General features: G+C 72.1%; 10 protein-coding genes and 1 pseudogene. 6 read left to right on the top strand and 5 right to left on the bottom strand.

The window, feature by feature from the left end; genetic code table 11:
* Nucleotides 1-424 (bottom strand): annotated as a pseudogene (locus N553_RS0109165) (flagellin); the annotation flags it as partial.
* 166 nt (nucleotides 425-590) lie between these two features.
* The gene (locus tag N553_RS22000; RefSeq protein ID WP_081844437.1) at nucleotides 591-1493 is read right to left on the bottom strand and encodes a sigma-70 family RNA polymerase sigma factor; all 903 of its coding nucleotides are present in this window, start codon (nucleotides 1491-1493) and stop codon (nucleotides 591-593) included.
* Between the two features lie 386 nt (nucleotides 1494-1879).
* On the opposite strand from N553_RS22000, the gene flgN reads away from it, so the two are divergent.
* From flgN to N553_RS21995, 6 genes are all read left to right on the top strand, one after another.
* A complete protein-coding gene (flgN, locus tag N553_RS0109155) occupies nucleotides 1880-2359 on the top strand; it encodes a flagellar export chaperone FlgN (protein ID WP_028046262.1) in 480 nt (159 codons plus the stop codon).
* A gap of 16 nt (nucleotides 2360-2375) precedes the next feature.
* Entirely contained in the window at nucleotides 2376-3836 is a 1461-nt protein-coding gene (gene flgK / locus N553_RS0109150) for a flagellar hook-associated protein FlgK (RefSeq protein ID WP_028046261.1), read from the top strand.
* A 17-nt stretch (nucleotides 3837-3853) separates the two neighbouring features.
* On the top strand, nucleotides 3854-4747 hold the full coding sequence (gene flgL, locus N553_RS0109145) for a flagellar hook-associated protein FlgL (protein WP_231505203.1): 894 nt from the start codon (nucleotides 3854-3856) through the stop codon (nucleotides 4745-4747).
* Complete coding sequence (locus N553_RS0109140; protein WP_051639947.1) at nucleotides 4744-5199, top strand: flagellar assembly protein FliW; 456 nt, start codon at nucleotides 4744-4746, stop codon at nucleotides 5197-5199. The genes flgL and N553_RS0109140 overlap by 4 nt, the downstream gene beginning before the upstream one ends.
* 94 nt (nucleotides 5200-5293) lie before the next feature.
* On the top strand, nucleotides 5294-6505 hold the full coding sequence (locus tag N553_RS0109135; RefSeq protein WP_156043754.1) for an EAL and HDOD domain-containing protein: 1212 nt from the start codon (nucleotides 5294-5296) through the stop codon (nucleotides 6503-6505).
* A gap of 77 nt (nucleotides 6506-6582) precedes the next feature.
* The gene (locus N553_RS21995; protein ID WP_231505202.1) at nucleotides 6583-6849 is read left to right on the top strand and encodes a DUF2530 domain-containing protein; all 267 of its coding nucleotides are present in this window, start codon (nucleotides 6583-6585) and stop codon (nucleotides 6847-6849) included.
* A 5-nt stretch (nucleotides 6850-6854) separates the two neighbouring features.
* Here the strand turns inward: N553_RS21995 and N553_RS0109125 are convergent, their stop codons facing one another.
* Genes N553_RS0109125 through N553_RS0109115 form a run of 3 tightly spaced genes read right to left on the bottom strand, consistent with a single transcriptional unit; the run spans nucleotide 6855 to nucleotide 11586 of the window.
* A complete protein-coding gene (locus tag N553_RS0109125; RefSeq protein ID WP_028046257.1) occupies nucleotides 6855-10058 on the bottom strand; it encodes a sacsin N-terminal ATP-binding-like domain-containing protein in 3204 nt (1067 codons plus the stop codon).
* Nucleotides 10055-11200 (bottom strand): DUF3027 domain-containing protein, encoded by a 1146-nt coding sequence (locus tag N553_RS21990; RefSeq protein ID WP_081844436.1) that lies wholly within the window; start codon nucleotides 11198-11200, stop codon nucleotides 10055-10057. The genes N553_RS0109125 and N553_RS21990 overlap by 4 nt, the downstream gene beginning before the upstream one ends.
* A 2-nt stretch (nucleotides 11201-11202) precedes the next feature.
* Complete coding sequence (locus tag N553_RS0109115; protein WP_028046256.1) at nucleotides 11203-11586, bottom strand: cold-shock protein; 384 nt, start codon at nucleotides 11584-11586, stop codon at nucleotides 11203-11205.
* Between the last annotated feature and the right edge of the window lie 16 nt (nucleotides 11587-11602).

The following is an 11602-nucleotide window of genomic DNA, read 5'->3' as shown; positions in this document are numbered from 1 at the left end:
TGGAGCCGTCGAGCAGCTTGGTGCCGTTGAAGTTCGTCGAGCCACCGATGCGGGTGAGCTCGTCACCGAGGGAGTCGATCTCGGTCTTGATGTTGGAGCGCGCTGCGGCGTTGTTGGAGTCGTTACCGGCCTGGACGGACAGGTCACGAACACGCTGCAGGATGGAGTGGACCTCGGTCAGGGCGCCCTCAGCGGTCTGCACGACCGAGATGCCGTCCTGAGCGTTGCGGGCGGCGACCTTCAGGCCACCGACCTGCGAGCGCAGGCCCTCGGAGATCGCCAGACCGGCCGCGTCGTCCGCCGCACGGTTGATGCGGAAGCCGGACGAGAGCTTCTCCAGCGACTTGCTCAGGTCGTTCTGCGTGTTGGACAGGTTGCGGTAGGAGTTGACGGCCGCAATGTTCTGGTTGATCGAGAGACCCATGATGATCTTCTTCCTTGAGTGGGGTCGGACAGCCCATCCGTGGGCATGTCCCTCTGATCGGCAGGGCCGACCAGTTGCAAAGGATTTCGGAGAGGAAGTTTTTTCCGGCTCCGCGATCCAGGTTCCGGCGTATCCGCGCGCAGGTCAGCGCGCGGATACGGGCCGGTCAAGCACTGTAGGCGTGCGCTCCTGCGGCCCGCTGGCCGGCTGCGAGGCCCTCGCGCAGGACCTCTTCCCGGTTGGCGGTGTGCGGGGAGGGGATGATGCCGCGGGGCGCCATGGGCGCCATCGCCGCGCGTGCGGCGACGGCCGCGAAGTACTTCTGGCGACGACGCTCGGCCACCCCGTCGGGGCGCTCGGCCTCGGGGAGCATGTCGGGGTCCAGGCCGGCGTTGAGCCCGTCCTTCAGAAGTGAGAGTGCCTCGGTGCGCAGCTGGCTGATACGGGACTGGGTGACTCCCAGCTCGTCGGCCAGCTCGGCGACGGAACGGTCCTCGAGGAAGATGCCTTCGACGACCACGCGGAGCTTCTCGGGGAGGGTGTGCACGGCGGCGCGGAGCCAGCGAAGACGCTCGCTCGAGAGCAATGCCTCCTCCGGGTTCGGGGCGCCGTCGCGGACGAGCTCGGCGACGGGCACGTCGCTGGAGTCCATCGACAGGACCCGGCGTGCGGCGTCCTGGCTCGCCTTGTCGACCGCGGCCACGTCGGTGCCCAGGGCACCGGCGAGCTCTTCGCGGCTCGGCGCACGACGCAGGGTGGCGGTGAGCCGCTCCGACGTCTGGGCGAGCTCGCGGACCTTCTGGCGCGCACCGCGCGTCGCCCAGTCCATGGAGCGCAGCTCGTCGACGAGCGCGCCGCGGATCCGCAGCGATGCGTACCGCGCGAACGGCACCCCTGTGGTGGGGTCGTAGGCGCGAGCCGCGAGCACGAGAGCGAGGCTCCCGGCGGAGATCAGCTCGTCGCGGGAGACAGACGGCGGCACCCGGTGAAGGAGCTCACTCACTGCGTACCCGACGAGGGGCATGTTGGCGAGGACAAGGTCATCGGTGGAGGGAGTCTGCGTGGTCACACATAGTCGCTCGGTAGGTCTGGCGCCGGGCTTGAGGTTTAGTTCGAAACTCGCATCAATACCCGATCGCGGCTCGGGAAGGCGCAATCCCGGGTTTGGCCGATGATCACGCGGAACTTCGGGGGTAGGTGCTAGCACCTCGCCCGAGAGGGTGTGATGCAGATCACTAGACACCAACCGGAGAAGTCGGACTTCCGCGCGATTGCCAGCATGCAGCCTGCGGGCAAGCGCTTGCTGAGACGCGTTACAGCCCGTGTCACCTCAAATCGGATGTTCATGACGCAAGTCGTCGGCCCAGATTCGTCAGAATCCGAGAGACTCGCCCGATAGGTGGCTGGAGACGCACCTCGAGACCGACCGGACCCGAGGCGGAAAGGAACCGGACCATGTCACTGACGCAGCTGTCCGACGTGCTGTGGCGCGAGCGGAATCTGCTGGAGCTCCTGCTGTTCAAGCTGGAGGAGGAGCAGATGATCCTCACCAGCGGACGCACACGATGGCTCGGCCATGCCACCCGCGAGGTGGAAGCCGTGCTCGAGGAGATCCGTGACGCCGACCTGGGGCGCGCCGTGGAGGCCGACGAGGTCGCCCGCACGCTCAACCTCTCGCCGGGCGCAAGCCTCGCCGAGCTCGCCGACGCCGCCCCCGAGCCGTGGAACGAGCTTCTCCGCGCGCACCGCGACGCGTTCGCCACCTTGACCATGGAGATCTCCCAGCTGGCCGACGGCAACCGCGAGCTCCTCGCGATGTCGCACCGCGCCACCCAGGAGACCCTGATGTCCCTCCAGGACGTCCACACCTACGACGGATCCGGCCACGCCGCCCCGTCCCGAGCGTCGGCCCAGCTGGTCGACCGCTCGTTCTGAGGTAAGGAAAACAACTGTGAGCACCTTCTCCGGACTCGGCACCGCCCTCAGCTCGCTGATCGCGCAGCGCCAGGGCCTCGACGTCGCCGGCCAGAACGTGGCCAACGCCAACACGGTCGGCTACACCCGCCAGCGCGCCACCATGGCCTCCCAGCCTGCGTCCACCGTCCCGTCGATGTTCTCGACGAACAACGGCCCGGGCCAGGGCGTCCGCGTCACCGGCATCGACCGGCTGGGCGACGCCTTCCTCGACGCCCGCGTGCGGACGCAGACGTCGGGCGCCTCCTACCTCAAGGCCCGCTCGGACGCCTACGTGACGCTCGAGGGCAGCATCGGCGAGCCCGGCGCGGACGGCCTGGCCAACCAGCTCTCCACCATGTGGGGAGCGTTCGCGGACGTCGCGAACTCGCCCGACAAGAACTCGGCACGCGCGGTCCTGCTCAACCAGGCGGGCGCGGTCACCGACCGCATCGCGACCCTGTACTCAGCGGCCAGCACGCAGTGGGACCAGGCGCGGAACACCACCGTCTCGCTCGTGGACCAGGTCAACACGACCGCCGCGAGCGTCGCCGACCTCAACGGCCGCATCCTGGAGATCACGAACAGCGGCGGCACGGCCGCCGAGCTCATGGACCAGCGGGACCTGCTGGTCACGCAGCTGTCCGCCACCGTCGGTGCGTCGGTCGTCGTGCAGCCCAACGGCCAGATGGACGTGCTCGTCGGCGGGAACGCCCTCGTCTCCGGCACCCGCACGCACGGCCTCGCCGTCGCGGGCGCCAAGGTGTTCAGCGAGGCGACCGGTGACGCAACGACGCCGGGCACCGGCGTCAAGGTCGTCTGGGCAGAGCACCCCGAGCGCTCTGCCGCGCTGGACGGCGGCCGCGTCGCCGGCCTGCTCTCGGTGCTCGCTGCTCCTGACTCGACCGGCACCGGCGGCATCCTCACGGAGGCGGCTGCCCGGTACGACGAGCTCGCCACCACGTTGGCCTCCCAGGTCAACGCGCTGCACAGCTCGGCCCAGACCCTTCCCACTCCGCCCGCCACGGTCGGCAGCCCCGGGGGCGACTTCTTCACGTTCACCGCCGGTCGGCCCGCCGCTCTCGGCATCAAGGTCGCGATCACCGACCCCGCCGACATCGCGGTGGCAGCAGCGGGCGGCGGTGCGCTGGACGGCTCGATCGGTTCGCGGCTCGCCGACCTGGCCAACGCCACGTCCGGCCCCAACGCCCAGTGGAACAAGTCCGTCGTCGAGATCGGATCTCGCACCGCCTCTGCCGCATCCCGCGCCGCAGTGGCAGAGTCGTCCCGGTCGACCGCCGAGGCTGGCCAGCTCTCCCAGGCCAGCGTCGACGTCGACGAAGAGACCGTCAACATGTTGGCCTACCAGCGCGCGTACGAAGGTGCCGCACGCGTGCTCACGGCCATCGACGCGATGCTCGACACCCTCATCAACCGCACCGGAATGGTCGGGAGGTAGAGATCATGATTCCTCGCGTGACTCAGCAGACGGTCCAGCGCCAGACGTTGTCCAACCTTCAGGGCAACCTGTCGGCGATGGCAGCCCTTCAGGGGCAGATGTCCAGCGGCAAGAAGATCAACGCACCGTCAGACGACCCGGCGGCTGCCTCGGACCTGCTCCGCCTGCGCGGCGAGCAGCGCACGATCGCGCAGCAGGGCCGCAACGCGGCCGACGGCGCCTCGTGGCTCTCGACGATCGACACGGCGATGCAGGGCTCCCTCGAGCAGCTGCGGCGCGTCCGGGACCTCACCGTCCAGGGCGGGAACGGCGCCCTCAACCAGGTGGCACGCGACGCCCTCGCCACCGAGATCGACGGCCTTCGCGACGCGATGCTCCAGCAGGCGAACACCACCTACGTCGGTCGCTCGGTCTTCGCCGGGACGTCCAACGCGGGCGTCGCCTTCGCCAGCGACAAGACCACCAGCCCGCCGTCCTACACGTTCACCGGCAGCCCCACGGCCATGCCGGTCGAGCGGCGGATCGGCGAGACGGCCACCGTGCGCGTCGACTCGGACGGAGCCGCCGTCTTCGGTGACGGCCCCGGTTCGGTGTTCGCCCTGCTCGACCAGGTGTCCGCCACGCTGCGTGCAGGGGGCAACCCCACGACCCACCTGAAGGCGATCGACACCCGCATGGACGCGATCCTCACCGAGGTCTCCTCGGTCGGAGCGCGCCACAACCAGGTGCTCGGGGCGACGTCGACGCTCGCGAGCAAGGACCTGGACGTGAAGTCACTCATCTCGGGCGTCGAGGACATCGACATCGCGAAGACCATCATGGAGCTGCAGATGCAGCAGGTCGCCTACCAGGGCGCTCTCGGTGCGGCAGCCAAGGTGATCCAGCCTTCCCTGTCAGACTTCCTTCGATGAGCACCATTTCTGGATCTGGCACCACCGTTCGCGTCGTCGCCGGCCCCGGACCCGGCGACGACGTCGACGTGCCCGCGCTGCTGGAGCTCGTCGCGCCCCTGCCCGGCCTGCCGGGTCACCTGCGCTACGCACTCGAGCCCCTGGACGCCAGCGGCGCGCTCTTCGCGCTGCGCAGCATCCCGACCGACGAGAAGGACACGCCGATCCGGCTGTTCGTCGTCAGCCCGGCGGTTCACTTTCCTGACTACTCGCCGACCATCGACGCCGACGAGCTCGCGTGGGACGCCGTCACGGAGTCGACCGTGGCGCTCGTGGTGGTCCACCCGGGTCGTACCGAGCAGGACAGCCCGACGGCCAACCTGCTCGCACCGATCGTCGTCGACATCCGGACCGGCGCCGCGGCTCAGGTCGTGCTCGACGGCGACTGGCCCGTGCGCGCACCCGTCGGCTGACGGGCGATCTCACACACGTCACTTGTCGCCAACCCTCACGTTCGGGCCTGCGTGGCCGATGTACTGAGAAGACGCAAGGGCAACGGGAGACACAGTGCTTGGTAACGAGTTCCAGACAGATCACAGGCTGCAGCGCGCCACGATGCACCGGCAGCCGATCGTCAACCCCGACCGGTCCGTCTTCGGCTACGCCGTGCGCGGTGAGGTTCCCGGCGCGGACGGTCTCCCCGACTTCCAGCTGCTCGAGGGTGCCCTCGACGCCGGTTACGCGACGCTCGACCCGAAGACGGTCGCCGGCGAGTTCCCGCTCATGGTGCGCGCGACCAGCGGGCTGCTGCTCGGGTCGATACCTCTGCCGGCCGTGCCGGGTGGCGTCATCATCGAGCTGCCCCTGTGGCTGACGTCGTACGGCGACCTCGCCGGCCGGCTCGAGGCACTGCGGGCGCAGAACGTCGGCCTGGCCATCGGTGACTACACCGGCACCCCCAGCCAGGACGTCCTCCTGCCGTTGATCGACCTCGTCAAGATCGACCTCTCCCGCAGCCTGGACGTCGCGGAGCTCGTGCACCGCGCGCACGCGGCCGGCGCCAGCGTCATCGGGGAGCGCGCCGACACGTCCGAGACCGTCGCCCGCGCACTCGAGCTCGGTGTCGACCTGCTGCAGGGCCCGATGTTCGAGCGCCGCCAGACCGCTCCGCCGCGTGACTTCACCGTCGGCGAGGCGCAGTGCCTCAACCTCGTCACCATCCTCTCCGCGGATCAGCCGGACCCCGACGCCGTCGTGCGCACCATCGCGTCCGACCCCGAGCTCACCATGCGCGTCCTGCACCTGGTGAACTCGTCGGCGATGGGCGTCCGCCGCCAGATCGACTCGGTCCAGCAGGCGATCGTGCTCCTGGGCCCGCGCCAGCTGATCACCCTCGCCATGGCGTCGCTCATCAACGCCCGGCCCGCGACGGTCGGCACCCTGTGGTCGATCCTCGCGCGCGCCATCGCCTGCATGAACCTGTCCGGCTCTGCCTCCGCGTACACCGTCGGTCTGCTCTCCGCCGTCGCCCAGCAGCAGAACGTCTCGGCGGAGACGCTCGTCAGCCGGTCCGGGGTCTCCGAGGACATCGGCAGCGCCCTGCGCGACCAGACCGGGCCGTACGGTGCCGTGCTCGCGGCCGTGATGGCGCACGAGGAGAACGACATCGAGGGCGTCGCCGCCACGGGCCTCGAGCCCTGGGACGTCGCCCACGCCTACCTCGCCGCCGTGCCCGAGGCCCTTGCCGCTGCGACGTCGATGTCGGTCGCGACGCGCTGAGCAGCCCCACACCCGACGTCCGGGCCGGGCGAGGCTCCGTGTCCTGACGCCGATCCGCGCCGGGCTACCCTCGTGCCGTGCCGTCGTCCCGCTCGTCGATGCTGAACCCTCGACGTACCCCACCGCCTCCCGTCCCCGTCAACTTCGGCCGGGTCATGCGCGTCGGCACGCTCGGGTGGGCGGTCGCGCTCGTCGTGGTCGTCGTGCTGGCGGCCGTCGGGTCGATCGACTGGTACGCGTCGTGGGTCTGCGGGGTCGGGATCGTGCTCGGTCTGCTCGGCACCCGCTGGGCACGCAGGCACCCGCCCGTCGACGCCGAGACCCCCGGGCCTTCCGCGCCCTGACGCGGTCAGTCCTCGAGCGCGCGGTCCAGCGTCAGCTCGGGCGCACGCTCCGGCGCCAGCAGCACAGACTCGACCGCGCTGCGCGCCCACCATCGACCGGCAGCCTGGGCGAGCCCGGCGGCGAGCCCTGCGACGTGCACCGTCCGGACCACGGCGTCAGGACCGGACCCCGTCACCCACCAGTCCACGGGCGTGCCGTCGACGGTGAGCTCGTCGTGCTCGACCCAGGTGGTCGGCGCTCCGGGAAGGATTCCTGCCACCTCGGCGGGCACGGGGGTGACCACACCCTCCTGCGGCCGGTCGACGTCCCCGGTGGCGAGCTCCGTGACGGCCCGCACGTCCAGGAGCCGCGCCACGGCGTCCGCACGTGCCGGTGTCGCCGGCACGAGCGCCGCCAGGTCGGTGCGCTGCCACCACATCGGCTCCTCCGCGACGGCCGCGTCGTCGGCGTGCACCATGGCCACCCGCCCGGGCGCGACGATCGCCGGGAGCCGCTCGGGGCCGTCCTCGAGCGGCCCACCCGCCCCGCCGAGCCGGTCGGCGGCCGCGGAGATGCCGCGCCAGAGCGCGACCGCGGTCGCAGGCTCGACAGGGGTCCCTGCCGCTCCGAGCGCATCCAGCAGCTGTGCCCACGCGGCGGGCCCGAGGTCGTCGAGAGCCGCGACTCCCCCCAGAGCGATCTGCACGGCCTCGTCAAGCCCGCGCAGCACCTCGGGGACCGGTGGGAGCACGGCGCGCAGGCCGGCTGCCGCGGCTGGGTCGGACGGGTGCACGGCGCCGGCACCTGACCCGAACGGATCCTCCTCGGGACCGGCGTCTGGGGCGTCGACCGCGAAGATCCCGCCCAGCTCCTCGGGTCCACGGTCGCGCAGCCACCACGCGGTGTACGACGGTGCGCTCGCCCCCCGCTCCCCGCGCACGGGTTCGAGCAGGGCCCGCCGCAGACCGGGCTCGGCGGCGAGCCTCGCCAGGAGCCCTTCCCAACGGTCCGGGTCGACGGCGTCGAGGTCCGCCACCGCGACCGCGTCGCCCACGTACTCGCCTGCGCCGAGCGTGCTGGACAGGTGCTCGAGGTAGTCGGGCCAGCCGTCCAGCGACTGGGCGGCGAGGCTCGCATCGTCCCTCCCGTCCGGGTCCACGGACGCCGGCTCGGCGACGACCTCGGTGAGACGCATGACCGCAAGGTCGTCGCGCACGCCCGCGGCCACCAAGGTCGTCGTGCCCCAGCGCTCCACCGCCTCCAGCGTCACCGGCGCGAGGACCCTGGGGTCGAGCAGCTCGGACGCGGGCCCGCCCGGCAGGACGAGCCCGTGCGCAGGGGTGGGCTCGCCGTCCGCTGCCGGGAGCGTGAGGAGCCCGAGCCACGCTGCCGCGTCGGCGACCGCGCCGGCCGCGTCCCGGGGATGGGCATCACCGACGACCGCCCGCACCACGGCCAGGACGGCCTCGGTGACCTCGTCTGCCAGCTGGAGGTCGTCGTCGTCCGCCTGCTCGAGGACGGCCGCCCGCAGTGCGGGGTGCTGCAGCAGCCCGCGGGCGTCGGGCGCGTCGGCACCCAGACGCGCCAGGAGCGGGTGCGCGGCCGCCGGGTCGACGACGCGCAGGCCCCAGCGTCCGAGGTCCCGGAGCGCGTCCGTGCCGACCGCGTCGGCCAGGTCGGCGTCCAGCACCACCAGGCCTCGTGCACCCCGCATCACGCGACCGTCCGCGAGCGGGACCGGCAGCGCGCCGAGGGCCTCCCGGTCCCGTGCGTCGTCCGCGAGTGGCGCCACGGCGTCGTACAGGGCCACCCAGTCACCACCGCTCACCGCGGGGAGCTCCTCGACCACGTCTGCCAGACCACGCGCCTCGACACCCAGGGCGCGCGCCTGCGCCTCCTTGCCGGAGGGCACGACGACGAGCCCCCCGATCCGACGACCGAGCGCCGCGACGACCGCCACGTCGTGACCGGCTCGACCTTCGAGCATCACGGCGCGCCGCGGCTCGAGCAGCACGGGAACGGGGGCGGCCCTGTCCGTGTCACGTGCGCCGCCGGCCGCTGCTGCCGCGGGCACGACCAGCGGGGTGTGCGACAGCCGCGCGACGATCCGCGCACGCAGCGCTCCGTCGAGGGCGCCGGACGCCAGACCCATCGGCACCAGGGCGAGGGCGTCGCCGGGTTCGCCCGCGGCAGCGCGCTCGTGCGCGAGGCGGGCATACGCGTCGGCGGCGTGGTCGAGCACGGCATCGGTGAGCGGGCCGACGGCCACGTGCCGCCGGGTCGGGTCGAGCGGCAGCGTCGCGACGAGCAGCGCGGGGACCGTGCACGGTTCGTCGGTCGGGGTCGGGGCATGGACCACACGCGCCCAGTCCGAGGACGTCTGGTCGCGGGGCACCGCCCACGTCACGCGCCAGGTCCGGGCGCCGCGCTCCTCGACCGGTCGGTCCGCCAGCAGGTCCAGCCCGAGCTCACCCTGTGCGGACAGCACCACCCAGCGGTGGGCCACGTCCGTGATCCGGCGGTTCGGTGCGTCCGAGGTGTTGTCCTCGACCAGGATCTCGACCAGCCCCGGCAGCGCCAGCAGGAGCGCGTCACCGACGTCGCGCAGCAGCCCCCGGACCTCGTCAGCGGCGACCTCGTCGCGCAGCTCCAGCACGACCGCGGTGTCGTAGCCGGCAGGTGGGCGTCCGGCCGTGGGGAACGGCAGGCGCAGCGCAGGCAGCGACCCGTCGCGACGCCTCACCTCGTCGTCCAGTCCGGCGTAGCCCTGCGACGCCTCCGCGAGCAGACCGGCCGTGTCACGCGCCGAGAACCGCACCCCTCCGGTGGTCGACAGCAACGAGAGCTCGTCCGAGACGGCCCGGACCGCGGCGAACCCGACCCCGAACCGGCCGACCACGCGCTCGTCCCCGCGCTTGGACGACGTGCGCATCGAGGACAGCGACGCCACGCCGTCGGCGTCGAGCGGGTGCCCGGTGTTGGCCGCGACGAGGACGAGGGTGCCGTCGTCGGAGCGGTCGAGCCGCAGCAGGAGCCTGCCGGACGTACCGGCGCGTACCGCGGCGTCGGCGGCGTTCTGCGCGAGCTCGACCACGACCCGGTCGCGGTAGTAGCCGCGGGCGTGGTCCTCCTCGGTGTTGGCGTCCTCGCGCAGCCGTGCGGGAGAGGCCCGCCAGGCCCCCAGCACGGCAGCTCGGAGGGCTGCCGTGCCGAAGGCGTCGACGGTCACGACTCGGGTGAGGTCGCGGCGTCCGTCTCGTCGGAGCCGACAACAGGCTCGTGCACCGGCTCGTCGGCGGTCTCGGCGACGCCGTCAGCCGGCTCGGCGACGACCTCATCGGCCGTCTCGGCCGTTTCGGCACCACCCTCAGCCGGCTCGGCGACGACCTCATCGGCCGTCTCGGTCGTTTCGGCACCACCCTCAGCCGGCTCGGCGACGACCTCATCGGTCGTCTCGGCCGTTTCGGCAACAGCCTCAGCCGGCTCTGCGACGACCTCGTCGGCCGTCTGGGCGACGCCCTCAGCCGTCTCGGTTACAGCCTCAGCCGTCTCGCCGACGACCTCGTCCACCGACTCGGCGACGACCTCCTCGACCGGTGCGGGCGCCGGCTCGGCGCGGACCGTCGCGGGGACGAGCTCGAGCTTCAGCTCGTCGATCAACGGGTCGGGCGCCGGCCAGTCCGTCGCCGCGGGCTCGACATCGGTCTCGGAGTGGGCACCGCAGCCGTGGTCCAGGCTGACCACCACACCGTCGTCGGGGGACCACTCGTTGGCGCAGACGCCGAAGACCGTCCCGAGCGAACCCTGCAGCGGAACGAGGAACGCGCAGCTGTAGCAGGCAGCGGCCGAGGCGACGGCCCCCGCGCTCGTCGGGCCGTGCGGCCCGCGGTACCAGCGCTCGGCAGCCTCGTCGCGACCGACGGGCGAGAGCACCCGCACACGAGCCAGCGCGAGCTCGTCGATCGCCACGGAGTCGAGCTCGGGGTCGCCGGACGGCGTCCAGCCGGGCTCGAGCCGCGGGTCGTCGGCACGGAAGGGCAGGACGTCACCAGGGCCGATGTCGCCGGGACGGATCCGCTCCGACCACGGCAGCCAGGTCTGCCCGAGGACCGCGTCGGGGCCGGGCAGGAGCTCGGCCTCGCACACGGTCGCGGTGCGCCCACGGGGCACGCGCGCGACGGTGACGGTCCACTCCCACCCGCGGTAGCCGCGGGCGGCAGAGGCGAAGCGGTGGGTGACCAGACGCTCGCCCTCGACGACCATGCCCAGGTACTCACCGACGTCGGCCGGGTCCTCGGCGAGCTCGATCGCTACCTCACGGGCCAGGTCGACCGCCGAGCCCAGGACTGCGTCCTTCGTCGCCGCGGCCATGCTCAGGCCTCGATGTCGTCGGCGACGGCGCGCAGCAAGGTCGCGTACTGGGTGCCGCGGGCCTTCTCCGGGTAGCGGCCCCGACGCAGGTCGTTACCGATCTTGTCGAGCACCTTGATGAGATCCTCGATGATGACGGCCATGTCGTCGGCGGGCTTGCGCGCCGCCTTGGCAACCGACGGAACCGGGTCGAGGAGCTTCACCGAGAGGGCCTGCGGACCGCGGCGGCCGTCTGCCACGCCGAAGTCGACCTTGGCGCCGGGCTTCGGTGCCGTGACACCCTCGGGCAGCGCGGAGGCGTGCAGGAACACCTCGCCGCCGTCGTCGCTGGCGATGAACCCGAAGCCGCGCTCGGTGTCGAACCACTTGACCTTGCCGGTAGGCACGGTGAACCCCTGTCCT

The sequence above is a fragment of the Cellulomonas sp. URHE0023 genome, from assembly GCF_000688475.1.
Lineage (GTDB): Bacteria > Actinomycetota > Actinomycetes > Actinomycetales > Cellulomonadaceae > Cellulomonas.
Note: the sequence above shows the minus strand (reverse complement) of the source record. Positions and strands in the feature narration are given on the sequence as shown.

Excerpts from the sequence above, each read along its gene's own strand:
- flgN (WP_028046262.1), top strand. The coding sequence starts at position 1,880 with ATGTCACTGACGCAGCTGTCCGACGTGCTGTGGCGCGAGCGGAATCTG.
- N553_RS0109140 (WP_051639947.1), top strand. The coding sequence starts at position 4,744 with ATGAGCACCATTTCTGGATCTGGCACCACCGTTCGCGTCGTCGCCGGC.
- N553_RS21990 (WP_081844436.1), bottom strand. The coding sequence starts at position 11,200 with ATGGCCGCGGCGACGAAGGACGCAGTCCTGGGCTCGGCGGTCGACCTG.